Below are 25,888 nucleotides of genomic sequence, written 5' to 3' on the forward strand. Positions count from 1 at the left end.
CACGTACCACCGCAGGCCCGGAGCAGAACGTGAACGATGTTCTGCTTCGGGCCTGGTGTGTCCCCCGGGGGCTCACTAGGTTCTGGCCATGCCCCCAACAGGCCCCGGCGGCCTCGGCGCCCGCGTGCGGATCGGCTACGGCCTCGGCTCCTTCGCCACCGGCACCTTCGGCACGGTCCCCGGTCTCCTCCTGCTCTCCTACCTGACCGACGTCCTCGGCGTCGCCGCGGGCCTCGCGGGCCTGCTCGTCTTCCTGCCCAAGGCGTGGGACGTCCTGCTCAACCCCTGGATCGGCAGCCTCTCCGACCGCACCACCCGCAGCCGCCTCGGCCCGCGCCGCTCATGGATGCTGCTCGGCGCGCTCACCATGCCGCTGTGCTTCGCCGCGCCGGGTCTCGACGGCGGCCCCGCCGCCCTGTACGTCGCCGTCCTCTTACTGCTCACGGCCTCCGCGTACGCCTGCTTCCACGTGCCCTACGTCGCCCTGCCCGCGGAGCTCACGGCCGACCCCGACGAGCGCGCCCGCGTCATGTCCTGGCGCGTGGCGTTCCTGGCCGTCGCGATCCTGCTGTCCGGCGCCCTCGCGCCCCCTGCTGGCCGGGGCCACCGCCGATGACCGGGCCGGCGCGGGCGGCTACCCGCTGATGGGCGTGGTGATCGGCGCCGTCCTCGCCGCCGGCATGGTCGCCGCCGTGGCCGCGACCGCCAAGGCCAGGAGCGTCGCCCCCGCGAGGAGCGAGCCGGGACTGCGCGCCCAACTCCGCGCGGCCCGCGGCAACGCGCCCTTCGCCTGGCTGCTCGGCGCCTTCGTCACCCAGGCCGCGGCGACCGGCCTGATGCTGGCGGGCACCCAGTACTTCGCGACGTACATCCTCGACCGCCCGGCCGCCACGACGCTGCTGTTCCTCTGCCTCATCGTCCCCTCGCTGCTCGCCATGGGCCTGTGGCTGGCCGTCGCGCGCCGCGCCGGGAAGCGGAACGCCACCCTCGTCGCCTCGCTCTGCTTCCTGCTGGGGACGCTGGGCGCGGCGGCCGGCCGTGAGCTGCCGACCCCGCTGATCCACGGGGCCGTCGCCGTGGCCGGTGTCGGGTACGCCGGCCCGCGGATGCTGCCGATGGCGATGCTCGGTGACGCGATCGCCGCCGACGCCCACACGAGCGGCAGGCGCCGGGCCGGGGTCTTCACCGGGCTGTGGACCGCGGGCGAGACGCTCGGACTCGCCCTCGGCCCCGGCCTGTTCGGGCTCGTGCTCGCGCTCGGCGGGTTCGTCTCCTCCGACGCCGACCACCGGGTGGCCCAGCCGGACTCCGCGCTCACCGCCATCGTGGTCGGCTTCGGCGCGCTGCCCGCCGCCCTGCTCCTCCTCAGCCTCCCGCTGCTGGCCCGCTACCGCCTGACCGAGGCCGAACTGGTCCGGCCGCGCGACACGGCCGGGGCCGCACCCGCCGCCCCGGACAAGGAATCCGCAGGACGACCGGAGGGTGTGCATGACGACCGACCCGATCCTGACGCGCCTGGCCACGCTGCGCGCGGGCGATCTCCCCGTCCGGGGCGGACGCACGATGGCGTACGTCTACGACGCGGGGCTCGACGGGCTCGACGAGCTGGCCGACGCCGCGCACGCCGCCTTCGCCGGGGTCAACGGGCTCGACATGACGGCCTTCCCCAGCGTCGTGGAGCTGGAGAACGACCTGGTGCGGCGGGCCACCGCGCTGCTGGGCGGGGGTGCGGGCACCTTCACCAGCGGCGGCACCGAGAGCTGCCTGCTCGCGGTTCTGACGGCCCGTCAGCACGCCCGTCGAACGCGAGGCGTGAGCGACCCCGAACTGGTCCTCCCGGAGACGGCGCACGCCGCGTTCCACAAGGCCGCCGAACTGTTCGGGCTGCGCGTGGTGAGCGTGCCCGTCGACCCGGACACGTTCAAGGCGCGCCCCACCGACATGGCCGCGGCGCTCACCGACCGCACGGCCCTGGTCGTCGTCTCGGCGCCCTCGTACGCGCACGGCGTCATCGACCCCGTCGCGGAGGTGGCGGCCGAAGCGGCCCGGCGCGGGGTGCTCTGCCACGTCGACGCCTGCATCGGCGGCTGGTACCTCGGGCACCTGCGGACAGCCGCCCGGGACGGCCGCCTCGGCCGGGACACGCCGGACATCCCCGCGTTCGACCTGTCGGTGCCGGGGGTGACCTCCCTCTCGGTGGACCTCCACAAGTACGCGTACACGGCGAAGGGCGCCTCACTCCTCCTTTTCGAGGACGCCGAACTGCGCCGCCATGGCTGGTTCGCGCACTCCTCCTGGCCCGGCTACCCCGTGGTCACCTCGACGCTCCAGGGCACCAAGTCCGCCGGGCCGCTCGCCGCTGCCTGGGCCGTGACCGAGCGCGTCGGCGCCGAGGGTTACACCGCGTTGTCGGCGCGCGTGCATCGGGCCACCCGCGCCCTCGCCGAAGGCATCGAACGGATCGAGGGGCTGCGGCTGCTCGCGCGGCCCGAGGCCTCCCTGCTCGCGGTCGCCGCCGACGACCGGCAGGGCACGGAGGTCGATGTGTTCGTCGTGGCGGACGAGATGCGGGGAGCGGTTGGTACCTCCAGCCGCAGCCCGCCTTCGGGGCGTCGCCGGCCAATCTGCATCTGACGGTGACGGCCGCGGTCGCGGCGGACGAGACGGTGCGGCTGCTCCTCGGCGACCTGGAGAAGGCGGTGGCGCGGGCCCGCGCGGCGGGTCCCGTCCGGCTCGACCCGGCGATCGCCGAGGCCGCCGGGGCGCTCGACCCGGACGCGCTCACCCCGCAGGAGGTCGAGACGGCGCTGGCCCTCGCGGGCATCGGCGAGGGCGGGCCGCTGCCCGAGCGGATGGCGCCGGTGCTCGCCGTCCTCCAGGCGCTGCCGCCGAAGCTGAGCGAACGGCTCCTTCCCGAGGTCGTCGGACGTCTCTACCGGATCTGAGGCGGGCGCCCCGGACCCGGGGGAACGCCGAAGGGGCGGCGCCGGTCGGCGCCGCCCCTTCGGATGTGACGTTTCTTCGGTTCGGCCCCGATCAGGCCTCTTCGTGCGCCACCGCACGCCGCGCGTCCGCGTCCAGGACTCCCCAACTGATGAGCTGCTCGGTCAGCACCGAGGGCGACTGGTCGTAGATGACCGCGAGGGTACGCAGGTCGTCCTGGCGGATCGAGAGCACCTTGCCGTTGTAATCGCCGCGCTGCGACTGGATCGTGGCCGCATAGCGCTGGAGCGGGCCCGCCTTCTCCGGCGGCACGTGCGCCAGGCGCTCCAGGTCCAGGACGAGCTTCGGCGGGGGCTCGGCAGCGCCACCGGGGGTGGTGCCCGGCAGCAGCTCCTGCACCGGAACCCCGTAGAAGTCCGCCAGCTCGGCGAGGCGCTGCACGGTCACGGCACGGTCACCGCGCTCGTACGACCCGACCACGACCGCCTTCCAGCGTCCCTGGGACTTCTCCTCGACGCCGTGGAGGGAAAGGCCCTGCTGGGTACGGATCGCACGGAGCTTGGCCCCGAGCTGCTTGGCGTATTCGCTGGACATATAGCTCCCCGGACACTGCATCACTATGCGGCTGCGCCGCGTGGCTGTAACTCACTGTGAGGTTACGCAGCGTTACTTGGCCGCGTCAAGCCGAATGGTCCGTACCGACCTTCTCCCAAAACGGGCGTTTCCGCACCTCCAGGGTGGTGATCAGCGATGTTCGCGGGCTGATAGTCTGGGTGGCGCAAATCCGACGTCCTTTAAGATCCGTCCCGTGAGGCGGAGAAGGGGGTCCGTTTCGTATGGACACGCACGACGCGCAGAACCCGCAGCATCCCCACAGCCCCGGTGCCAGGTCCGTCCTCGAAGGCCCTGACATCGCGCGGGCGCTGACCCGTATCGCCCACGAGATCGTCGAACGCGCCAAGGGCGCCGAGGACGTGGTCCTCCTGGGCATCCCCACGCGGGGCGTCTTCCTCGCCCGCCGCCTGGCCGAGAAGCTCGAAGAGATCACCGGCCGACCCGTCCCCGTCGGCTCGCTCGACATCACGATGTACCGGGACGACCTGCGCATGCACCCGCCGCGCGCCCTCGCCCGCACGGAGATCCCGGGCGACGGCATCGACGGCCGCCTCGTGGTCCTCGTCGACGACGTCCTCTTCTCCGGCCGCACCATCCGCGCCGCCCTCGACGCGCTGAACGACATCGGGCGCCCGCGCGCCGTGCAGCTCGCCGTCCTCGTCGACCGGGGCCACCGCGAGCTCCCGATCCGCGCCGACTACGTCGGCAAGAACCTCCCCACGTCGCTGCGGGAGACGGTCAAGGTCCAGCTCGCCGAGGAGGACGGCCGCGACGCCGTACTGCTCGGTGCCAAGCGGGACTCCAGGACGGCCGAGCAGTAGCCACCTTCGCGCGCACGTCCCGCCGACGGGCCGTACGCCACCACAGGTGTGCCCTCGCGCGCCCGCACGCCCCACATCTTCTGAACCTCCCTACGGAGCACCCCCGATGATGCGACACCTCATCTCGGCCGCCGACCTCACCCGCGACGACGCCGTCCTCATCCTCGACACCACCGAGGAGATGGTCCGCGTCGCCGACCGGCCCATCAAGAAACTGCCCGCGCTGCGCGGGCGCACCGTCTGCAACCTCTTCTTCGAGGACTCGACCCGCACCCGGATCTCCTTCGAGGCCGCCGAGAAGCGCCTGTCCGCCGACGTCATCAACTTCGCCGCCAAGGGCTCCAGCGTCTCCAAGGGCGAGTCCCTGAAGGACACCGCGCAGACCCTGGAGGCGATGGGCGTCGACGCCGTCGTCATCCGGCACGGCGCGTCCGGCGCCCCCTACCGGCTCGCGACCTCCGGCTGGATCGACGCCCCGGTGATCAACGCGGGCGACGGCACCCACCAGCACCCCACCCAGGCACTGCTCGACGCCTTCACCATGCGCCGCCGCCTGGTCGGCGCGGACGCCGGGATCGGCCAGGGCCTCGACGGCAAGCGCGTCACGCTCGTCGGTGACGTCCTGCACAGCCGCGTCGCCCGCTCCAACGTCGACCTGCTGCACACCCTCGGCGCCCACGTCACCCTCGTCGCGCCGCCCACCCTGCTGCCCGTCGGCGTCGAGACCTGGCCGTGCGAGGTCTCCTACGACCTCGACTCCACGCTCCCCGAGTCCGACGCGGTGATGATGCTCCGGGTCCAGAGGGAGCGGATGAACGCCGCGTTCTTCCCGACCGAACGCGAGTACTCGCGCCGCTACGGCCTCGACGGCGACCGCATGGCGAAGATGCCCGAGCACGCCATCGTGATGCACCCGGGGCCGATGGTGCGCGGCATGGAGATCACCGCGGAGGTCGCCGACTCCGAGCGCTGCACGGCCATCGAACAGGTCGCCAACGGCGTGCACACCCGCATGGCCGTCCTTTACCTGCTGCTCGGCGGCAACGAGCCCGCCGTCACCCACTCTCGTACCGAGGAGAAGCAAGCATGAGCGAGACGCACAAGACACTGCTCCGTGGTGCGAAGGTGCTCGGCGGTGAGCCGCGGGACGTCCTGATCGACGGCACCGTCATCGCCGAGATCGGCAGCGGACTGAGCACCGACGGCGTCGACGAGATCGTCGAGGCCGCGGGCAAGGTGCTCCTGCCGGGCCTCGTCGACCTGCACACCCACCTGCGCGAGCCGGGCCGCGAGGACTCCGAGACCGTCCTCACCGGTACCCGGGCCGCCGCCTCCGGTGGCTACACCGCCGTCTTCGCCATGGCCAACACCTTCCCGGTCGCCGACACCGCGGGCGTCGTCGAGCAGGTGTACCGGCTCGGTCAGCAGCACGGCTACTGCGACGTGCAGCCCATCGGCGCCGTCACCGTCGGCCTGGAGGGCCAGAAGCTCGCCGAGCTGGGCGCCATGCACGACTCCACCGCCGGCGTCACCGTCTTCTCCGACGACGGCAAGTGCGTCCACGACGCCGTGATCATGCGCCGCGCCCTGGAGTACGTGAAGGCCTTCGGCGGCGTCGTCGCCCAGCACGCCCAGGAGCCCCGACTCACCGAGGGCGCCCAGATGAACGAGGGCACCGTCTCCGCCGAGCTGGGCCTCGGCGGCTGGCCGGCCGTCGCCGAGGAGTCGATCATCGCCCGCGACGTGCTGCTCGCCGAGCACGTCGGCTCCCGGGTGCACATCTGCCACCTGTCGACCGCCGGTTCCGTGGAGATCGTGCGCTGGGCCAAGTCCCGCGGCATCGACGTGACCGCCGAGGTCACCCCCCACCACCTGCTGCTCACCGACGAGCTCGTGCGCTCCTACAACCCGGTCTACAAGGTCAACCCGCCGCTGCGCACCGAGAAGGACGTCATGGCGCTGCGCGAGGCGCTCGCCGACGGCACGATCGACATCGTCGCCACCGACCACGCCCCGCACCCGCACGAGGACAAGGACTGCGAGTGGGCCGCCGCCGCCATGGGCATGGTCGGCCTGGAGACCGCGCTCTCCGTCGTCCAGCACACCATGGTCGAGACCGGGCTGCTCGACTGGGCCGGCGTCGCCGAGCGGATGTCCGTCAAGCCCGCCGAGATCGGCCGGGCCACGGGCCACGGACGGCCCGTCTCGGCAGGTGAGCCCGCCAACCTCGTCCTGGTCGACGCCGACTACCGTGGAAGCGTTGACCCCGCGGGCTTCGCCTCCCGCAGCCGCAACACCCCCTACGAGGGCCGTGAGCTGCCGGGGCGCGTCACCCACACCTGGCTGCGGGGCAAGGCCACCCTCGCCGACGGGAAGCTCGCGTGACACCTCTGCTGTACCTGGCCGCCGAACAGAAGTCGGCGGACGTGACCGACTGGCCCGACCGGGTCGGCTGGATCGTCGGACTGCTGCTCTTCATCGCACTCGTCTACTGGCTGATGCGCCAGGGCTGGAAGTGGCGCGGCACCCTCCAGGGCGACGTACCGCCGCTGCCCGACGCGCCGAGCGAGCGCGGCCCCGTCAGACTTGCACTGAGCGGCCGCTACCACGGCTCCACCACCGCCGGGCAGTGGCTCGATCGCATCGTCGCGCACGGCCTCGGCACCCGCAGCCGCGTCGAGCTGACCCTGACGGACGCCGGACTGGACGTCGTACGCCCCGGAGCGAGCGACTTCTTCGTCCCGGCGGACGCGCTGCGCGAGGCCCGGCTCGACAAGGGCATCGCCGGCAAGGTCCTGACCGAGGGCGGTCTGCTGATCGTCACCTGGGCGCTCGGCGACAAGCTGATCGACTCCGGGTTCCGCTCGGACCACGCCGCCGAGCAGGCCGCATGGGTCACCGCCATCAACGACATGATCACCACGCACATCACGACGGAAGGCACCGCACGATGACCACCTCCAAGCAGGGGAGCCCCTCCACGAGGAAAAAGGTGCTTCCCGCCGTTCTCGTCCTGGAGGACGGCCGGGTGTTCCGCGGCCGCGCCTACGGGGCCGTGGGGGAGACCTTCGGCGAGGCCGTCTTCTCCACCGGCATGACCGGCTACCAGGAGACCCTCACCGACCCGTCGTACGCCCACCAGATCGTGGTCGCCACCGCCCCGCAGATCGGCAACACCGGCTGGAACGACGAGGACGACGAGTCGGCCCGCATCTGGGTCTCCGGCTACGTGGTCCGCGACCCCGCGCGCGTGCCGTCCAACTGGCGCTCCAAGCGCAGCCTGGACGACGAGCTGAGCGCCCAGGGCGTCGTCGGCATCAGCGGCATCGACACCCGCGCCCTCACCCGCCATCTGCGCGAGCGCGGCTCCATGCGCTCCGGCATCTTCTCCGGCGAGACGCTCCCCGCCGACGCGGAGCTGGTCGCGAAGGTCCAGGCGCAGCCGCAGATGAAGGGCGCGAGCCTGTACGAGGAGGTCGCCACCAAGGAGGCCTACGTCGTCCCGGCGGTCGGCGAGAAGAGGTTCACCGTCGCCGCCGTCGACCTCGGCATCAAGGGCATGACCCCGCACCGCATGGCCGAGCGCGGCATCGAGGTGCACGTGCTCCCGGCGACGGCGACCGAAGAGGACGTCTACGCCGTGCACCCCGACGGCGTCTTCTTCTCCAACGGCCCGGGCGACCCGGCCACCGCCGAGGGTCCCGTCGCGCTGATGAGCGCCGTCCTCGCGCGCAAGACGCCCCTGTTCGGCATCTGCTTCGGCAACCAGATCCTCGGCCGCGCCCTCGGCTTCGGCACCTACAAGCTGAAGTACGGCCACCGCGGCATCAACCAGCCGGTGCAGGACCGCACCACCGGCAAGGTCGAGGTCACCGCGCACAACCACGGCTTCGCCGTGGACGCCCCGCTCGACAAGGTCAGCGAGACGCCCTTCGGCCGCGCCGAGGTCTCCCACGTCTGCCTGAACGACCAGGTCGTCGAAGGTCTCCGACTGCTCGACCAGCCGGCCTTCTCCGTCCAGTACCACCCCGAAGCGGCCGCGGGTCCGCACGACGCCGCGTACCTCTTCGACCGCTTCGTCTCTCTCATGGCAGCAGAAGGAGCCCAGCGTGCCTAAGCGCTCCGACATCCAGTCCGTCCTGGTCATCGGCTCCGGCCCGATCGTCATCGGCCAGGCCGCCGAGTTCGACTACTCCGGCACCCAGGCGTGCCGCGTCCTGCGGGCCGAGGGCCTGCGGGTCATCCTCGTGAACTCCAACCCCGCGACGATCATGACCGACCCGGAGATCGCCGACGCCACGTACGTCGAGCCGATCACCCCCGAGTTCGTCGAGAAGATCATCGCCAAGGAGCGCCCCGACGCGCTGCTGCCCACCCTGGGCGGCCAGACCGCGCTCAACACCGCGATCTCCATGCACGAGCAGGGCGTCCTCGAGAAGTACGGCGTCGAGCTGATCGGCGCCAACGTCGAGGCGATCAACAAGGGCGAGGACCGCGACCTCTTCAAGGGCGTCGTCGAGGAGGTCCGCAAGAAGATCGGGCACGGCGAGTCCGCCCGCTCCGTGATCTGCCACTCCATGGACGATGTCCTCAAGGGCGTCGACACCCTCGGCGGCTACCCCGTCGTCGTCCGCCCCTCCTTCACCATGGGCGGCGCCGGTTCCGGCTTCGCCCACGACGAGGAGGAGCTGCGCCGCATCGCCGGCCAGGGCCTGACCCTCTCTCCCACCACCGAGGTGCTCCTGGAGGAGTCCATCCTCGGCTGGAAGGAGTACGAGCTGGAGCTGATGCGCGACAAGAACGACAACGTCGTGGTCGTCTGCTCCATCGAGAACTTCGACCCGATGGGCGTGCACACCGGCGACTCGATCACCGTCGCGCCCGCGATGACGCTGACCGACCGCGAGTACCAGCGCCTTCGCGACATCGGTATCGCGATCATCCGCGAGGTCGGCGTCGACACCGGCGGCTGCAACATCCAGTTCGCGATCAACCCCGCCGACGGCCGTGTCATCGTCATCGAGATGAACCCGCGCGTGTCGCGCTCGTCCGCGCTCGCCTCCAAGGCCACCGGCTTCCCGATCGCGAAGATCGCCGCGAAGCTGGCCGTCGGCTACACGCTCGACGAGATCCCGAACGACATCACCGAGAAGACCCCGGCCTCCTTCGAGCCGACGCTCGACTACGTCGTCGTGAAGGCCCCGCGTTTCGCCTTCGAGAAGTTCCCGAGCGCCGACTCCACCCTCACCACGACCATGAAGTCGGTCGGCGAGGCCATGGCGATCGGCCGCAACTTCACCGAGGCGTTCCAGAAGGCGCTGCGCTCCCTGGAGAAGAAGGGCAGCCAGTTCACGTTCGTCGGCGAGGTCGGCGACAAGAAGGAACTGCTCGAAGCCTCCGTCCGCCCGACCGACGGCCGGATCAACACGGTCATGGAGGCGATCCGGGCCGGCGCCACGCCCGAGGAGGTCTTCGAGTACACGAAGATCGACCCGTGGTTCGTGGACCAGCTCTTCCTGATCAAGGAGATCGCGGACGAGCTGGCCGCCGCCGAGCGGCTCGACGCGGGCCTGCTCGCCGAGGCCAAGCGGCACGGCTTCTCCGACCAGCAGATCGCCGAGCTGCGCGGCCTGCGCGAGGACGTCGTCCGCGAGGTCCGGCACGCGCTCGGGGTCCGCCCGGTCTACAAGACGGTCGACACCTGCGCCGCCGAGTTCGCCGCGAAGACGCCGTACTTCTACTCCTCCTACGACGAGGAGTCCGAGGTCGCGCCGCGCGAGAAGCCCGCGGTGATCATCCTGGGCTCGGGCCCGAACCGCATCGGCCAGGGCATCGAGTTCGACTACTCCTGCGTCCACGCCTCCTTCGCGCTCAGCGACGCGGGCTACGAGACCGTCATGGTCAACTGCAACCCGGAGACCGTCTCCACCGACTACGACACCTCCGACCGCCTGTACTTCGAGCCGCTGACGCTGGAAGACGTGCTGGAGATCGTGCACGCGGAGTCCCTCGCCGGACCGATCGCGGGCGTCGTCGTCCAGCTCGGCGGCCAGACCCCGCTGGGCCTCGCCCAGGCCCTCAAGGACAACGGCGTCCCCGTCGTCGGCACCTCCCCCGAGGCGATCCACGCCGCCGAGGACCGTGGCGCCTTCGGGCGGGTCCTCGCCGAGGCCGGCCTCCCCGCCCCGAAGCACGGCACCGCCACCACGTTCGCGGAAGCGAAGGCCATCGCCGATGAGATCGGCTACCCGGTCCTCGTGCGCCCGTCCTACGTCCTCGGCGGGCGCGGCATGGAGATCGTCTACGACGAGACCCGGCTGTCCTCGTACATCGAGGAGTCGACGGAGATCAGCCCCAGCCGCCCCGTCCTCGTGGACCGCTTCCTCGACGACGCCATCGAGATCGACGTGGACGCCCTGTACGACGGCGAGGAGCTGTACCTCGGCGGCGTCATGGAGCACATCGAGGAAGCCGGCATCCACTCCGGCGACTCGGCGTGCGCCCTGCCCCCGATCACCCTCGGCGGCTTCGACATCAAGCGCCTGCGCGCCTCCACCGAGGCCATCGCCAAGGGCGTCGGCGTCCGCGGCCTCATCAACATCCAGTTCGCCCTGGCCGGGGACATCCTCTACGTCCTGGAGGCCAACCCGCGCGCCTCGCGCACCGTCCCCTTCACCTCGAAGGCGACCGCGGTGCCGCTCGCCAAGGCCGCCGCCCGCATCTCGCTCGGCGCCACCGTCGCCGAGCTGCGCGCCGAGGGCCTGCTGCCGAGGAACGGCGACGGAGGCACGCTCCCGCTCGACGCGCCGATCTCCGTCAAGGAGGCCGTCATGCCGTGGTCGCGCTTCCGCGACATCCACGGCCGCGGCGTCGACACGGTCCTCGGCCCGGAGATGCGCTCCACCGGCGAGGTCATGGGCATCGACAGCGTCTTCGGCACGGCGTACGCCAAGTCGCAGGCGGGCGCCTACGGACCGCTGCCGACCAAGGGCCGCGCGTTCATCTCCGTCGCCAACCGCGACAAGCGCTCGATGATCTTCCCGGCGCGCGAGCTGGTCGCCCACGGCTTCGAGCTGCTCGCCACCTCCGGCACCGCCGAGGTCCTCAAGCGCAACGGCCTCAACGCCACCGTCGTGCGCAAGCAGTCCGAGGGCGAGGGCCCGAACGGCGAGAAGACGATCGTCCAGCTCATCCACTCGGGCGACGTCGACCTCATCGTCAACACCCCGTACGGCACCGGCGGCCGGCTCGACGGCTACGAGATCCGCACCGCGGCCGTGGCCCGCTCGGTGCCCTGCCTGACGACGGTCCAGGCGCTCGCCGCGGCCGTCCAGGGCATCGACGCCCTCAACCACGGCGGCGTGGGCGTCCGTTCCCTTCAGGAACACGCGGAACACCTCACCGCGGCCCGCGACTAGCAACCCGAACAGAACGAGGGGGACACCATGGCGGTGTCCCCCTCTTCATGAGGCTTCCTGGGGACCCCGACATGTACAAGCTCTTCTTCCACCTCGTCTTCAAGCGCATGGACCCGGAGAAGGCCCACCACCTGGCCTTCCGCTGGATCCGGGGCGTGGCCCGCGTCCCCGTCCTGCGCACCTTCGTGGCCGCCGCCCTCGCGCCGCGGTACAGGGAACTGCGTACCGAGGCGCTCGGCCTGCGCATGCACGGCCCCTTCGGGCTCGCCGCGGGCTTCGACAAGAACGCCGTCGCGATCGACGGCATGGCGATGCTCGGCTTCGACCACATCGAGATCGGCACCGTCACGGGCGAGCCGCAGCCCGGCAACCCCAAGAAGCGCCTCTTCCGCCTCGTCCAGGACCGGGCGCTCATCAACCGCATGGGCTTCAACAACGAGGGCTCGCTGGCCGTCGCCGCCCGCCTTGCCTCCCGCACCCCGGTCTTCAAGGCCACCGTCGGCGTGAACATCGGCAAGACCAAGGTCGTGGCGGAGGCCGACGCCGCCGCCGACTACGTGAAGTCGACCGAGCGTCTCGCCGCCTTCGCCGACTACCTCGTCGTCAACGTCTCCTCGCCCAACACCCCGGGTCTGCGCAACCTCCAGGCCACCGAGGCGCTGCGCCCGCTGCTCATCGCCGTGCGCGACGCCGCCGACCGCACCGTGCGCGCGCGCCGCGTCCCGCTCCTGGTGAAGATCGCGCCCGATCTCGCCGACGAGGACATCGACGCGGTCGCCGACCTCGCCGTCGAACTCGGCCTGGACGGCATCATCGCCACCAACACCACGATCTCCCGCGACGGCCTCGCCACCAGGGGCGCGATCGTGGACGAGACCGGCGGCCTGTCCGGGGCTCCCCTCAAGAAGCGCTCCCTCGAGGTCCTGAGGCGCCTCTACGCGCGCGTGGGGGACCGGGTGACCCTCGTGGGCGTCGGCGGCATCGAGAACGCGGAGGACGCCTGGCAGCGCATCCTCGCGGGCGCCACCCTCGTCCAGGGCTACAGCGCCTTCATCTACGAGGGCCCGTTCTACGCCCGAGCGATCCACAAGGGACTTGCCGCGCGCCTGAACAACTCCCCGTACGCCACGCTCGCCGAAGCGGTGGGCGCCGACGTGAAGAAGGCGGAATCCGCATGAGTGTGTACGAGCCCTTCGGCGCCCGCCTGCGCCGGGTCATGGACGAGCGCGGCCCCCTGTGCGTCGGCATCGATCCGCACGCCGCCCTGCTGTCCTCCTGGGGCCTGGGCGACGACATCGCCGGACTGGAGTCCTTCACCCGTACGTCGGTCGAGGCGCTGGCCGGCACCGTCGCCGTCGTCAAGCCGCAGTCGGCGTTCTTCGAGCGGTTCGGCTCGCGCGGCATCGCCGTCCTGGAGCGCGCCGTCGCCGAGCTGCGCGCCGCGGGCACCCTCGTCGTCATGGACGCCAAGCGCGGCGACATCGGCTCCACCATGGCCGCGTACGCGGAGACCTTCCTGCACCGGGACTCGCCCCTGTTCTCGGACGCGCTGACCGTCTCGCCCTACCTCGGCTACGGCTCGCTGAAGCCCGCGGTCGACCTCGCGCGCGCGTCCGGCGCGGGCCTCTTCGTCCTCGCGCTCACCTCCAACCCCGAGGGCGGCGAGGTCCAGCACGCCGTGCGCGCCGACGGCCGCACCGTGGGCGCGACGATGCTCGGGCACCTCGCCGGGGAGAACGCGGGGGAGGAGCCCCTGGGCTCGTTCGGCGCCGTCGTCGGGGCGACCCTCGGCGATCTGGCGGCGACCTACGACCTCGGCATCAACGGTCCGCTCCTCGCGCCCGGCATCGGCGCCCAGGGGGCCACGCCGGCCGATCTCCCGACGGTGTTCGGCGCGGCCGTGCGCAACGTCGTACCGAACGTGAGCCGTGGCGTCCTCAAGGCTGGGCCCTCCGTGGGAGCCCTGCGGGAGGCGGCCGTACGGTTCGCGGACGAGGTGCGTGAGGCGGTCGACGGCGCCTGAGGAGAGACCCTCTGGGGTGGCACTGCGTGCCGACCTTGGGGCCCGCGTCCGATTCCTGACCGATTTACGGGTCGTTATGTCGGAAATGCGCGGCTCGACAGAGGCTGACCAGGACTTTTCGTTCGTTCTCGCTGACTCAGACGGCCGTGGCCGCTAGTCTCCGTCGAGAGGTGTGGGGCGACTAGGTTCCTCACCGGTCCGTATCCGACAGTTTCGACATCCGAGGTGACGTAGGCGTGGCTCTTCCGCCCCTTACCCCTGAACAGCGCGCAGCCGCGCTCGAAAAGGCCGCCGCGGCTCGCCGGGAGCGGGCCGAGGTCAAGAATCGACTCAAGCACTCCGGCGCCTCCCTCCACGAGGTCATCAAGCAGGGCCAGGAGAACGACGTCATCGGCAAGATGAAGGTCTCCGCCCTCCTGGAGTCCCTGCCGGGCGTGGGCAAGGTCCGCGCCAAGCAGATCATGGAGCGGCTCGGGATCTCCGAATCCCGCCGGGTGCGCGGTCTCGGTTCCAACCAGATCGCCTCCCTGGAGCGCGAGTTCGGCAGCACCGGAGCCTGAGTGCCCAGGCCGGCCCCCGGGCTGGTCCGGGCAGTCCGGAACAACTGGAATAATCGCTGCATGAGTGAACGTCCGCGGCTGACCGTGCTCTCCGGCCCCTCCGGGGTCGGCAAGAGCACGGTCGTCGCCCATATGCGCAAGGAACACCCCGAGGTCTGGCTCTCGGTGTCGGCGACGACCCGCAAGCCGCGCCCCGGCGAGAAGCACGGGGTCCAGTATTTCTTCGTCACCGACGAGGAGATGGACAAGCTGATCGCCAACGGCGAGCTCCTCGAGTGGGCCGAGTTCGCGGGGAACCGTTACGGCACTCCGCGCCGTGCCGTCCTCGACCGCCTGGAGGCGGGCGAGCCCGTCCTCCTGGAGATCGACCTCCAGGGCGCGCGCCTGGTCAGGGAGTCGATGGCCGAGGCGCAGCTCGTCTTCCTGGCCCCGCCGAGCTGGGAGGAGCTGGTCCGCCGGCTCACCGGGCGCGGCACCGAGGCGCCTGAGGTCATCGAGCGCCGGCTCGAGGCCGCGAAGGTGGAGCTGGCCGCCGAGGCGGAGTTCGACACGACCCTTGTCAACACCTCCGTCGAGGACGTGGCGCGTGAGCTGCTAGCCTTGATGAAAGTTCTTTGATCTTTACCCCAGTCGGGACAACGGTCCCGGCCCCCATCGGAAGGCAGAGCGTGTCCTCTTCCATCACCGCGCCCGAGGGCATCATCAACCCGCCGATTGATGAGCTCCTCGAGGCAACCGACTCGAAGTACAGCCTGGTCATCTACGCCGCCAAGCGCGCGCGCCAGATCAACGCGTACTACTCGCAGCTCGGCGAGGGCCTCCTCGAGTACGTCGGCCCGCTGGTGGACACGCACGTCCACGAGAAGCCGCTCTCGATCGCCCTGCGTGAGATCAACGCGGGCCTGCTGACGTCCGAGGCCATCGAGGGCCCCGCGCAGTAACGCCCACCGCTTTCACCACAGGCCCGACAGCCCGGCTGTCGGGCCTGTGGTGTGTCATGGAGTCGTACACACAGCCAAGCGCGGGGAGGCACGAACGGTGGAGACGGTGGACAGGCCAAGCGTCGTACTGGGGGTCAGCGGCGGTATCGCCGCCTACAAGGCGTGCGAGCTGCTGCGGCGGCTGACCGAGTCGGGCCACGACGTACGCGTCGTGCCCACGGCCTCGGCGCTGCACTTCGTCGGCGCCGCGACCTGGTCGGCTCTCTCCAGCAACCCGGTCTCCACCGAGGTGTGGGACTCCGTCCACGAGGTGCCGCACGTGCGGATCGGCCAGCACGCCGACCTCGTCGTCGTCGCCCCGGCCACCGCCGACATGCTCGCCAAGGCGGCCCACGGCCTCGCCGACGACCTCCTCACCAACACCCTCCTCACCGCGCGCTGCCCGGTCGTCTTCGCGCCCGCCATGCACACGGAGATGTGGGAGCACCCGGCGACCCAGGAGAACGTCGCCACGCTGCGCCGTCGCGGCGCCCTCGTCATCGAGCCCGCGGTCGGGCGCCTGACCGGCGTCGACACCGGCAAGGGCCGCTTCCCCGACCCCGTCGAGATCTTCGAGTACGTACGCCGCGTGCTGGCCAGGGGCGCCGACGCCGCCACGGCCGACCTCGCCGGCAAGCACGTCCTCGTCAGCGCGGGCGGCACCCGCGAACCCCTCGACCCGGTCCGCTTCCTCGGCAACCGCTCCTCCGGGAAGCAGGGCTACGCGCTGGCCCGTACGGCAGCCGCCCGCGGCGCCCGCGTCACGTTGCTCTCCGCGAACGCGACGCTGCCCGACCCGGCCGGGGTCGACGTCGTCCACGTGGGCACGGCCGTGCAACTGCGCGAGGCGGTGCTCAAGGCGGCGGACGACGCCGACGCGGTCGTGATGGCGGCGGCCGTGGCCGACTTCCGGCCCGGCACCTACGCCACGGGCAAGATCAAGAAGAAGGACGGTGAGGAACCCGCGCCGATCGCGCTCGTCCGCAACCCGGACATCCTCGCCGAGCTGTCCGCCGACCGCCCGCGCCCGGGCCAGGTGATCGTCGGGTTCGCCGCCGAGACCGACGACGTGCTCGCCAACGGCCGCGCCAAACTCGCCCGCAAGGGCTGTGACCTGCTCGTCGTCAACGAGGTGGGGGAGCGCAAGACGTTCGGCTCCGAGGAGAACGAGGCCGTGATCCTGGGCGCCGACGGCAGTGAGACGCCGATTCCGTACGGCCCGAAGGAAGCGCTCGCGGACCGGATCTGGGACGAAGTCGTCCGGCGTGTCTGAAAACCCGTTAATTCGGGGCGCCCAGTAGTCTTCCGGAGACCGTTCGTCGTGTCGCAGAATGCGGTGTCGCAGGTCACAGCGCTCCCAAGTGGCGAGACGCGTGGTCCGGCGGCCGAGCGTGACCGATAAACTGGTCTCGGACGCCGCCGGGCGCAGCTCCCGGCAGTCCATCAATGATCAGCCAGCAGCCGCTGCAACCACAGGGAGCGTTGTGTCCCGTCGCCTGTTCACCTCGGAGTCCGTGACCGAGGGTCACCCCGACAAGATCGCTGACCAGATCAGCGACACCATCCTCGACGCGCTGCTCCGCGAGGACCCCACGTCCCGCGTCGCCGTCGAGACGCTGATCACCACCGGCCTGGTCCACGTGGCCGGCGAGGTCACGACCAAGGCGTACGCGCCGATCGCGCAGCTCGTGCGCGACAAGATCCTCGAGATCGGCTACGACTCCTCGAAGAAGGGCTTCGACGGCGCTTCGTGCGGTGTCTCGGTCTCCATCGGATCGCAGTCCCCGGACATCGCGCAGGGCGTCGACACGGCGTACGAGAACCGGGTGGAGGGCGACGACGACGAGCTGGACAAGCAGGGCGCCGGCGACCAGGGCCTGATGTTCGGCTACGCGTGCGACGAGACGCCCGAGCTGATGCCGCTCCCGATCCACCTCGCGCACCGCCTCTCGCGCCGCCTCTCCGAGGTCCGCAAGAACGGCACCATCCCGTACCTGCGCCCCGACGGAAAGACCCAGGTCACCATCGAGTACGACGGTGACAAGGCGGTCCGCCTGGACACGGTCGTGGTCTCGTCCCAGCACGCCTCGGACATCGACCTCGACTCGCTGCTCGCCCCCGACATCCGTGAGTTCGTCGTCGAGCCCGAGCTGAAGGCGCTCCTGGACGACGGCATCAAGCTGGAGACCGAGGGCTACCGCCTCCTGGTCAACCCGACCGGCCGCTTCGAGATCGGCGGCCCGATGGGCGACGCCGGCCTCACCGGCCGCAAAATCATCATCGACACCTACGGTGGCTACGCCCGACACGGCGGCGGCGCCTTCTCCGGCAAGGACCCGTCCAAGGTCGACCGCTCCGCCGCCTACGCGATGCGCTGGGTCGCGAAGAACGTGGTGGCCGCCGGTCTCGCCTCGCGCTGCGAGGTCCAGGTCGCGTACGCCATCGGCAAGGCGGAGCCCGTCGGTCTCTTCGTGGAGACGTTCGGCACGAACACCGTCGACACGGACACCATCGAGGCCGCGATCAGCGAGGTCTTCGACCTCCGCCCGGCCGCGATCATCCGCGACCTCGACCTGCTCCGCCCGATCTACTCCCAGACGGCTGCCTACGGCCACTTCGGGCGCCCGCTGCCCGACTTCACGTGGGAGAAGACGGACCGGGTGGACGCGCTGCGCAAGGCGGCGGGTCTGTAGGTCTTTACGTTCCGCGCGCGGGGCCCGGCTCTCCTTCGGGAGGGTCGGGCCCCGGTGCTTTCCCGGTCCCTGCGCTGTCGGTGCCCTCTGGTAGGAATGCTGCTGTGAGCAGCGAGAACGACACCCCCGTGCAGCCCGCCGACGGCGAGCCGGAGCAGCTTGCGCTCATTCGGGAGAGCGTGCGCAGGTCGAAGGCGCCGAAGGCGAAGCCGCGGACGTGGCGCGGAGCGGCGCTCGCCAAGGAGTTGCCGGTGGCCCGGGTGCTCGTCGACAAGGGGGTGCTGCACCTCGACCGGTACTTCGAGTACGCGGTCCCCAAGGAGCTGGACGCCGCCGCGCAGCCGGGGGTGCGGGTGCGGGTGCGCTTCGGCGCCGGGTCGAGGAACGTGCGGGACGGCCGGCGCGAGGGTGGCGGGCTCATCGACGGGTTCCTGGTGGAGCGGGTCGCCGAGGCCGAGTACCAGGGCCCGCTGGCCGCCCTGGCCCAGGTCGTGTCGCCCGAACCCGTGCTGGACGCCGGACTCCTGGAGCTGACGCGGGCCGTCGCCGACCGGTACGCGGGGAGCCTCGCGGACGTCCTCCAGCTCGCGGTGCCGCCCCGGCACGCCAAGGCGGAGGCACGTGAGTTCCCGCCCCCGCCGCCCGCCCCCGCCGCGCCCGCACCCGGCTCCTGGGAACGCTACGAGCGCGGGGCCGAGCTGCTGGCCTCCCTCGCCGCCGGGGGTGCGCCGCGCGCCGTGTGGACCGCGCTGCCCGGGCCGCAGTGGGCCGACGAGATCGCCGGGGCCGTGCGGGCGACCCTCGCCTCGGGGCGGGGCGCGCTCGTCGTCGTGCCGACGGTGCGGCTCGCGGCGCGGGTCGATGCCGCGCTGCTTGAGGCGCTGGGGGAGGGCCGGCACGCGGTGCTGACCTCGGACGCCGGGCAGCAGCGCCGCTACCAGGAATGGCTCGCCGTACGCCGGGGCGCCGTACGGGCCGTGGTCGGGACCCGGGCGGCCATGTTCGCCCCCGTACGGGATCTGGGACTTGTCGTGGTGTGGGACGACGGGGACGGGCATCACAGCGACGACCACGCGCCCTTCCCGCATGTGCGTGAGGTCCTGGAGCTGCGGGCGACCCGGGACAAGTGCGCCTTTCTGCTGGGGAGTTGGAGCTGCACGGTCGAGGCCGCGCAGTTGGTGCGCAGCGGCTGGGCGGCCCCGGTCGCCGCCCCCCGCGAGGTGGTGCGCCGCGTCGCTCCGCTGGTGCGCACCGTGGGCGATCTGGATGTCGCCCGGGACGAGGCGGCGCGGGCCGCCCGACTGCCCAGCGTCGCCTGGGACGTGGCGCGGGCCGCCCTGCGCGAGGGGCCGGTGCTGGTGCAGGTGCCGCGGCGCGGATATGTGCCGCGGCTCGCCTGCCAGCGGTGCCGGGAGCCCGCCCGCTGCCGGCACTGCGCGGGCCCGCTGGAGGCGCGGGAGAGCACCGGGGTGCTGGCCTGCGGCTGGTGTGGCCGGTCCGAGGCGAACTGGCACTGCGCCGAGTGCGGGGGCTCCCGGTTGCGGGCCCAGGTGGTCGGGGCGCGGCGCACCGCCGAGGAGTTGGGGCGGGCGTTTCCCACGGTGCCGGTACGGACGTCGGGGCGCGAGCAGGTCCTCGACACGGTGTCGGCCGCTCCCGCGCTCGTGGTGAGCACGCCCGGCGCCGAGCCCGTCGCGGAGGGCGGGTACGCCGCCGCGCTGCTGCTCGACGGGTGGGCGATGCTCGGGCGGCCGGACCTGCGGGCGGGCGAGGACGCGCTGCGCCGCTGGATCGCCGCCGCCGCGCTGGTCAGGCCCCAGGAGGCGGGCGGCACCGTCGTCATCATGGCCGAGCCGACGCTGCGGCCGGTGCAGGCGCTGGTGCGCTGGGACCCGGCCGGGCACGCGGTGCGGGAGCTCGCGGACCGGGCCGAGCTGGGCTTTCCGCCGGTCTCCCGGATGGCGTCGGTGAGCGGGGCCCCCGACGCGCTCAGCGGTTTCCTCGACGCGGTCGAACTGCCCGCGGACGCCGAGGTGCTGGGTCCGGTGCCGCTGCCCGACGCGGGCCCGGGGGGAGCCCGGCGGCCGGGGGCGCCCCCGGCGGGCGAGCAGGGGGAGCGGGTCCTGGTGCGGGTGCCGCCGGGCAGCGGTGCCGCACTGGCGCGCGCCCTGAAGCAGGCGCAGGCGGCTCGGATGGCGCGCGGCGGGGTCGAGCCGGTGCGCGTACGGGTGGATCCGCCCGACATCGGCTGACCCGGCGTCAGGCCACGGTGACGCGGTGGCGTCAACACAGCGCCGCCTCCCCGCACCCGGTGCGGGGAGGCGGCGAGGGCTTGGTTCAGCCGTTGCGCGGTCCGGGGAAGGCGCCCGGCCGGGCCTCGTCGCGCAGGCCCTGGCTGCCTGCGGTCGGCTGGGTCGGCATGGCGCGGGCGGCGGGCACCGAGGGCAGCGGGCCCGCGCCCAGCGGCAGGGCGGGGCGCGTCGCCGCGGGGGTGTCGGTGGCGCGCTCCGCGTCGGCCGCCGCCTGCGTGACCGCCCTGCGGGCCCCGTAGCGGCGGTGCACCGCCTGCTTGGTGACGCCGAGCGCGGAGCCCACGGCGTCCCACGAGAAACCCAGCGAACGGTCGAAGTCGACGGCGGCGGTCACCAGGGTCTCGACGCTGTCCCGCAGCTCCTGGGCGAGGCGGACGGTCGGGGCGGGCGCGCGCCCGTAGACGACGAACCCCGCGGAGGGGCCGGAGCGGCGCGGGCGGTAGACGTTGCCGAGCTGTGCGGTGAGGGTGCGCAGTGCGTCCACCTGCCGGCGGACCCGCTCGATGTCCCGCACCAACAGATGCAGGCTGGCCCGTGCCTGGGCGTCGTGGGTTGCGTGGTCGGCCATGTACGAGCCTCTCGAACCGGCGATGAAAAGGGAGGGGACGCGCTCGCAGCAACGACAACGTCCGTTGACGATCGAATGATCACGGCCCCTGGACTGGTCAACTCTTTCTTGACCAACGCGCCATCCGGTGTGGGGTCACGCTGTTCGGGCGTATCCGCATATGCGCAGGGCGCGCGTTCGGCCGTGCGCCCCATGTGTCGCCGCTCAGGGACCGGCCTAGACTGGTGCGCTGCCCCGCCCCTGCCCCGAGAGGCCGTTAGTCCCTGATGAAGCTCGTCTTCGCCGGCACCCCCGAGGTCGCCGTTCCCGCTCTGGACGCCCTGATCGCCTCCGACCGGCACGAGGTCGCCGCGGTCGTCACCCGGCCCGACGCCCCGGCGGGACGTGGCCGGCGCCTCGTCGCGAGCCCGGTCGCCGAGCGCGCCGCGGAGGCCGGCATCGAGGTGCTCAAGCCCGCCAAGCCGCGCGACGAGGAGTTCCTGGCCCGGCTGCGCGAGATCGGCCCGGACTGCTGCCCGGTCGTCGCCTACGGGGCGCTGCTGCCGAGGGTCGCCCTCGACGTGCCGGCCCGCGGCTGGGTCAACCTGCACTTCTCGCTGCTGCCCGCCTGGCGCGGAGCCGCGCCCGTGCAACACGCGCTGATGGCGGGCGACGAGATCACCGGCGCCTCCACCTTCCTCATCGAGGAGGGCCTCGACTCCGGGCCCGTGTACGGCACCGTCACCGAGCCGGTCCGTTCCACGGACACCAGCGGCGACCTGCTGACCCGGCTCGCCCTCGCGGGCTCCGGGCTGCTCGTCGCGACGATGGACGGGATCGAGGACGGCTCCCTGAAGGCCGTGCCGCAGCCCGCCGACGGGGTCTCGCTCGCCCCGAAGATCACTGTCGAGGACGCTCGGATCGACTGGGCGGCGCCCGCGCTGCGCGTCGACCGCGTGGTGCGCGGCTGCACGCCCGCGCCCGGCGCGTGGACCGAGTTCCGCGGCGAACGCCTGAAGGTGCGCACGGCCGTGCCGGCGCCGGATCGCACGGACCTGGAGCCGGGCGAGCTGAGCGTCGGCAAGAAGCACCTGCACGTCGGTACGGGCTCGCACGCCGTCGAGCTGCTGTGGGTGCAGGCCCAGGGCAAGAAGCCGATGGCCGCCGCCGACTGGGCGCGCGGAGTGCGCATCGCGGCGGGCGAGCGACTGGGCTGAGCCCGGAGGGACGGCCGGGTGGCCGCGACGTAGGCTGGGAGGGTTCATTTCGGCGTACGACTTTCGCGTAGCGCCTGTACGACCCCACCAGCGGAGCACCTTTGAGCGACCAGCCGACCTCGTCGAAGCGCCGTCCCGGCCCGTCCGGCAAGCCGGGCAAGCCGCATCGGCGTCCCAAGAAGGACCCCGTGCGCATCCTCGCGTTCGAGGCGCTGCGCGCCGTCGACGAGCGGGACGCCTACGCGAACCTCGTGCTGCCGCCGCTGCTGCGCAAGGCGCGCGAGAAGCAGGGGCCCGACGCGTTCGACGGGCGGGACGCCGCGCTCGCGACCGAGCTCGTCTACGGGACGCTGCGCCGCCAGGGCACGTACGACGCGATCGTGGCGGCCTGTATCGACCGCCCGCTGCGCGAGGTCGACCCGCCGGTGCTCGACGTGCTGAACCTCGGCGTGCACCAGTTGCTCGGCACCCGCATCCCCACGCACGCCGCGGTCTCCGCCTCCGTGGAGCTGGCGCGGGTCGTGCTCGGCGACGGGCGGGCGAAGTTCGTCAACGCGGTGCTGCGCAAGGTGTCGCGGGACGATCTCGACACCTGGCTGGAGCGGGTCGCGCCGCCCTACGAGGACGACCCCGAGGAACACCTCGCGGTGGTGCATTCGCATCCGCGATGGGTCGTCTCCGCGCTCTGGGACTCCCTGGGCGGCGGTCGGGCCGGGATCGAGGACCTGTTGGAGGCGGACAACGAACGGCCCGAGGTGACGCTCGTGGCGCGTCCCGGGCGGACCACGGCCGAGGCCGTCCTCGCCGAGGTGGGCGAGGAGTCGGGGCTGCCGGGTCGCTGGTCCCCGTATGCCGTGCGGCTCGCGGAGGGCGGTGAGCCGGGGTCGTTCGACGTCGTGCGCTCCGGCCGGGCCGGGGTCCAGGACGAGGGCAGTCAGCTCGTCGCGCTCGCGCTCGCGAACGCTCCGCTGGAGGGCAGGGACGAGAAGTGGCTCGACGGCTGCGCGGGTCCCGGCGGCAAGGCCGCGATGCTGGCCGGGCTCGCGGCCGGGCGGGGCGCGACCCTGCTCGCCGCCGAGAAGCAGCCGCACCGCGCGGGGCTCGTCGCGAAGGCGCTCGACGGGAACCCGGGTCCTTACCAGGTGATCGCCGCCGACGGCACGCGCCCGCCGTGGCTGCCCGGCACGTTCGACCGGGTCCTCGTGGACGTGCCCTGTACGGGGCTCGGTGCGCTGCGGCGCCGTCCCGAGGCGCGCTGGCGCCGCCGCCCGGAGGATCTGGAGGGCTTCGCTCCGCTCCAGCGCTCCTTGCTGCGCATGGCACTGGAGTCGGTGCGGGTCGGCGGCGTCGTCGGCTACGCGACCTGCTCCCCGCACCTGGCCGAGACGCGGGCGGTCGTCGACGACGTCCTGAAGTCGGTCGGCGGCGCCGAACTCATCGACGCCCGGCCCCTGTTGGAAGGCGTGCCCGGCATCGGGGAGGGTCCCGACGTACAGCTCTGGCCGCACCTGCACGGCACCGACGCGATGTACCTAGCGCTGATCCGGCGCACCGCCTGACTCCCTGGAGAGCGCGTGGGGCCACCACACACGTGGCCCCACATCCAGGAAGAGCGAGGTCACGAGCACCGAGCGCACGATGAACGTGTCCAGGAGCACGCCGAGCGCCACCGCGAAGCCGATCTCGGCGAAGGCCACCATCGGGAGCGTGCCGAGCGCGGCGAACGTACCGGCCAGGACCAGGCCCGCCGAGGTGATCACGGCGCCGGTCGCGGCCAGGCCCGTGACGACACCGGTCCTGGTCCCCTTGCGGGCGGCCTCCTCGCGGATGCGGGTCGACAGGAAGATGTTGTAGTCGATGCCGAGCGCCACCAGGAACACGAAGACGAACAGCGGGAAGTCCGTCGACTCGCCCGCGTAGTCGAAGAGGTACCGGAAGGCGAGCGCGCTCAGACCGAGCGCCGCGGCGAAGGACAGGACGACCGTCCCGATCAGCAGCAGCGGCGCCACGACCGCGCGCAGCAGCAGCATCAGGATCAGCAGGACGACCACCAGGACCAGTGGGATCACCAGTCTGTTGTCGTGGGCCGTCGCGCGGTCCATGTCGAGCAGGGTCGCCGAGCCGCCGCCCACCTTCGCGTCGGCGTCCGGCACCGCCCGCACCGCGTCGCGGACCCGCCGCACCGTGTCCCGGCCCTCCTGGGTGTCGGAGGGTGCCGTGCTCGTGGCCTCGAACAGGACCCGCCCGTCGTGCTCGGGCGCGGTGTTCGGCGGGACGCCGATGCTGCGCCGTACGACGCCCTCGGTCGTGGCGACGGCGCGGCGCACCTGCGGGGCCTGCGCGCTGTTCGTGACGACGACGAGGGGATCGCCGGTGCCCGCGGGGAAGTACCTCTCCGAGATCTCCTGGCCCGCGATCGAGTCCGGCTTGTTCGTGAACGAGTCGGCGTTGCTGATGCCCTCCGCCCGGAGCTGCGTCAGGCCGAAGGAGAGGGCGGCGAGCGCCACCGCCGTCGCGGCCCACACCACGCGCGGGCGGACCGCGATACGGCGGCCGATCCGCGCCCACATGCCGCGCTCGGTGGGTTCCGCCGAGCCCATGTGCGGGATCGCGGGCCAGAACAGCCATCGTCCGAAGACCACGAGGAGGGCCGGGAAGAGCGTCAGCATCGCGGACAGGCCGATGGCGACACCGATCGCGGCGACGGGGCCGAGGCCGCGCGTCGAGTTCATGTCGGCGGTGAGCAGCATCAGCATGCTCAGCACCACGGTCGCGCCGGACGCCAGGACCGCGGGGCCCGCCCGGTGCAGCGCCAGCGCCATCGCCTCGTGCCGGTCCTCGTGGCGGCGCAGCTCCTCCCGGTAGCGGGCGACCAGCAGGAGCGCGTAGTCGGTGCCCGCGCCGAAGACGAGGACCGTGAGGATGCCCGCGCTCTGCCCGTTGACCGTCAGGCCCGCGTGCTCGGCCAGCAGGTAGATCAGCGCCTGCGCGGTGAACAGGGCCGCCACCACGCTCACCACCGGCACCAGCAGCAACGTAGGACTGCGATAGGTGAACAGCAGGATCACGATGACGATGCCGAGCGCGGAGAGCAGCAGCGTCGAGTCGATGCCCTCGAACGCCTCCGAGAAGTCCGCCGAGGTGCCGCCGGGGCCCGTGACGTGGATCGCGAGCCCATTCGCCGAGCCGCCGGTCCGCTCCCGCACGGAGTCCACGGCGGGCCCGATCCGCTCCCAGCCCTTCTCGCCCATGGCGACCGGGACGGAGATCTGGGCCGCGGACGGGCGCACCTTCGTGTCGAAGACCGGGCCGAGGGTCTGCGCGCCGCGCAGGCCGTGGTCGCCGAGCTGCCGGATCTGGCGGGCGTCCGCCGCGATCCGGGCCCGGTCGGCGGCGGTCAGTCCGCCCTCGCGGGCGTAGACCACGATCGCGGGGATGGCCTCCGGCCTGAACTCCTTGGAGACGTCGAGGACTTGGGTCGACTCGGCCGAACCCGGCAGCCAGGACTGGGCGTCGTTGTCCTGGGCGTCCGTGAGTTTCTGGGCGAGGGGTGCCGCGCCCACGATGATCACCAGCCACAGCAGCAGCACCAGCCATTTGCTGCGCCTGCCGCAGACCAGCCGGGCGACACCGCGCCGCCCTACCGGTTTCGTGGCCCGTGCATCGGTCCGTGGCTCCGCCATGGCGCCCCCCGCTGCGTCGTGCGCGGTTGTTTCCCGTCGGCCTGCTGTGGGCGGCCCAGAATGGCACGGGAGGGCA

At 72.3% G+C, this 25,888-nt stretch carries 20 protein-coding genes and 2 pseudogenes; 19 read left to right on the forward strand and 3 right to left on the reverse strand.

The window, feature by feature from the left end:
• Nucleotides 1–88: 88 nt before the first annotated feature.
• From ACIRF8_RS29735 to ACIRF8_RS29745, 3 genes and pseudogenes are all read left to right on the forward strand, one after another.
• On the forward strand, nt 89–616 hold the full coding sequence (locus ACIRF8_RS29735; RefSeq protein WP_404219687.1) for an MFS transporter: 528 nt from the start codon (nt 89–91) through the stop codon (nt 614–616).
• Between the two features lie 64 nt (nt 617–680).
• Nucleotides 681–1,343, forward strand: a pseudogene (locus ACIRF8_RS29740) (MFS transporter); the annotation flags it as partial.
• 145 nt (nt 1,344–1,488) lie between these two features.
• Nucleotides 1,489–2,945 (forward strand): annotated as a pseudogene (locus ACIRF8_RS29745) (pyridoxal phosphate-dependent decarboxylase family protein).
• Between the two features lie 91 nt (nt 2,946–3,036).
• On the opposite strand, the gene bldD reads toward ACIRF8_RS29745, so the two are convergent.
• Nucleotides 3,037–3,537 carry a transcriptional regulator BldD gene (gene bldD / locus ACIRF8_RS29750; RefSeq protein ID WP_093894511.1) on the reverse strand — a complete coding sequence of 167 codons (501 nt, stop codon included), beginning with the start codon at nt 3,535–3,537 and terminating at the stop codon, nt 3,037–3,039.
• A gap of 242 nt (nt 3,538–3,779) precedes the next feature.
• Between bldD and pyrR the strand changes: the two genes are divergently transcribed.
• From pyrR to ACIRF8_RS29820, 14 genes are all read left to right on the forward strand, one after another.
• Nucleotides 3,780–4,379 carry a bifunctional pyr operon transcriptional regulator/uracil phosphoribosyltransferase PyrR gene (gene pyrR, locus ACIRF8_RS29755; RefSeq protein ID WP_404219690.1) on the forward strand — a complete coding sequence of 200 codons (600 nt, stop codon included), beginning with the start codon at nt 3,780–3,782 and terminating at the stop codon, nt 4,377–4,379.
• 106 nt (nt 4,380–4,485) lie between these two features.
• Nucleotides 4,486–5,469, forward strand: coding sequence for an aspartate carbamoyltransferase catalytic subunit (locus ACIRF8_RS29760; RefSeq protein ID WP_404219692.1), 984 nt, complete (start codon nt 4,486–4,488; stop codon nt 5,467–5,469).
• Nucleotides 5,466–6,764 carry a dihydroorotase gene (locus tag ACIRF8_RS29765; RefSeq protein ID WP_404219694.1) on the forward strand — a complete coding sequence of 433 codons (1,299 nt, stop codon included), beginning with the start codon at nt 5,466–5,468 and terminating at the stop codon, nt 6,762–6,764. Before ACIRF8_RS29760 ends, ACIRF8_RS29765 begins: the two co-directional genes overlap by 4 nt.
• Entirely contained in the window at nt 6,761–7,333 is a 573-nt protein-coding gene (locus ACIRF8_RS29770; protein WP_404219696.1) for a hypothetical protein, read from the forward strand. The genes ACIRF8_RS29765 and ACIRF8_RS29770 overlap by 4 nt, the downstream gene beginning before the upstream one ends.
• Nucleotides 7,330–8,496 (forward strand): glutamine-hydrolyzing carbamoyl-phosphate synthase small subunit, encoded by a 1,167-nt coding sequence (gene carA / locus ACIRF8_RS29775; protein ID WP_404219698.1) that lies wholly within the window; start codon nt 7,330–7,332, stop codon nt 8,494–8,496. The genes ACIRF8_RS29770 and carA overlap by 4 nt, the downstream gene beginning before the upstream one ends.
• Nucleotides 8,489–11,797 carry a carbamoyl-phosphate synthase large subunit gene (gene carB / locus ACIRF8_RS29780; protein WP_404219700.1) on the forward strand — a complete coding sequence of 1,103 codons (3,309 nt, stop codon included), beginning with the start codon at nt 8,489–8,491 and terminating at the stop codon, nt 11,795–11,797. Before carA ends, carB begins: the two co-directional genes overlap by 8 nt.
• A 71-nt stretch (nt 11,798–11,868) precedes the next feature.
• Nucleotides 11,869–12,975, forward strand: a complete 1,107-nt coding sequence (locus ACIRF8_RS29785; RefSeq protein ID WP_404219869.1) for a quinone-dependent dihydroorotate dehydrogenase — start codon at nt 11,869–11,871, stop codon at nt 12,973–12,975.
• Entirely contained in the window at nt 12,972–13,820 is an 849-nt protein-coding gene (pyrF, locus tag ACIRF8_RS29790) for an orotidine-5'-phosphate decarboxylase (RefSeq protein ID WP_404219702.1), read from the forward strand. The genes ACIRF8_RS29785 and pyrF overlap by 4 nt, the downstream gene beginning before the upstream one ends.
• Before the next feature lie 236 nt (nt 13,821–14,056).
• On the forward strand, nt 14,057–14,380 hold the full coding sequence (locus tag ACIRF8_RS29795) for an integration host factor (RefSeq protein WP_026246651.1): 324 nt from the start codon (nt 14,057–14,059) through the stop codon (nt 14,378–14,380).
• Nucleotides 14,381–14,440: 60 nt separating this feature from the next.
• A complete protein-coding gene (gene gmk, locus ACIRF8_RS29800) occupies nt 14,441–14,998 on the forward strand; it encodes a guanylate kinase (protein WP_404219704.1) in 558 nt (185 codons plus the stop codon).
• Nucleotides 14,999–15,048: 50 nt separating this feature from the next.
• Entirely contained in the window at nt 15,049–15,321 is a 273-nt protein-coding gene (gene rpoZ / locus ACIRF8_RS29805; protein ID WP_005319902.1) for a DNA-directed RNA polymerase subunit omega, read from the forward strand.
• 106 nt (nt 15,322–15,427) lie between these two features.
• Nucleotides 15,428–16,633 carry a bifunctional phosphopantothenoylcysteine decarboxylase/phosphopantothenate--cysteine ligase CoaBC gene (gene coaBC / locus ACIRF8_RS29810; protein ID WP_404219706.1) on the forward strand — a complete coding sequence of 402 codons (1,206 nt, stop codon included), beginning with the start codon at nt 15,428–15,430 and terminating at the stop codon, nt 16,631–16,633.
• Between the two features lie 211 nt (nt 16,634–16,844).
• Entirely contained in the window at nt 16,845–18,053 is a 1,209-nt protein-coding gene (metK, locus tag ACIRF8_RS29815) for a methionine adenosyltransferase (protein WP_404219708.1), read from the forward strand.
• Between the two features lie 104 nt (nt 18,054–18,157).
• Nucleotides 18,158–20,305: a primosomal protein N' gene (locus tag ACIRF8_RS29820; RefSeq protein ID WP_404219710.1), complete on the forward strand. Its 2,148-nt coding sequence runs from the start codon at nt 18,158–18,160 to the stop codon at nt 20,303–20,305.
• A gap of 85 nt (nt 20,306–20,390) precedes the next feature.
• On the opposite strand, the gene ACIRF8_RS29825 is transcribed toward ACIRF8_RS29820, so the two are convergent.
• The gene (locus tag ACIRF8_RS29825) at nt 20,391–20,933 is read right to left on the reverse strand and encodes a hypothetical protein (RefSeq protein WP_404219712.1); all 543 of its coding nucleotides are present in this window, start codon (nt 20,931–20,933) and stop codon (nt 20,391–20,393) included.
• A gap of 266 nt (nt 20,934–21,199) precedes the next feature.
• Here ACIRF8_RS29825 and fmt point away from each other — a divergent pair, with 266 nt between their 5' ends.
• A complete protein-coding gene (gene fmt, locus ACIRF8_RS29830; protein ID WP_404219714.1) occupies nt 21,200–22,129 on the forward strand; it encodes a methionyl-tRNA formyltransferase in 930 nt (309 codons plus the stop codon).
• A gap of 101 nt (nt 22,130–22,230) precedes the next feature.
• Nucleotides 22,231–23,688, forward strand: coding sequence for an RsmB/NOP family class I SAM-dependent RNA methyltransferase (locus ACIRF8_RS29835; RefSeq protein WP_404219716.1), 1,458 nt, complete (start codon nt 22,231–22,233; stop codon nt 23,686–23,688).
• Here the strand turns inward: ACIRF8_RS29835 and ACIRF8_RS29840 are convergent.
• Complete coding sequence (locus tag ACIRF8_RS29840; protein ID WP_404219718.1) at nt 23,662–25,812, reverse strand: MMPL family transporter; 2,151 nt, start codon at nt 25,810–25,812, stop codon at nt 23,662–23,664. The genes ACIRF8_RS29835 and ACIRF8_RS29840 overlap by 27 nt on opposite strands.
• Nucleotides 25,813–25,888 lie beyond the last annotated feature (76 nt).

The sequence above is a fragment of the Streptomyces sp. NPDC102406 genome (genome assembly GCF_044765725.1).
Classification (GTDB): domain Bacteria; phylum Actinomycetota; class Actinomycetes; order Streptomycetales; family Streptomycetaceae; genus Streptomyces.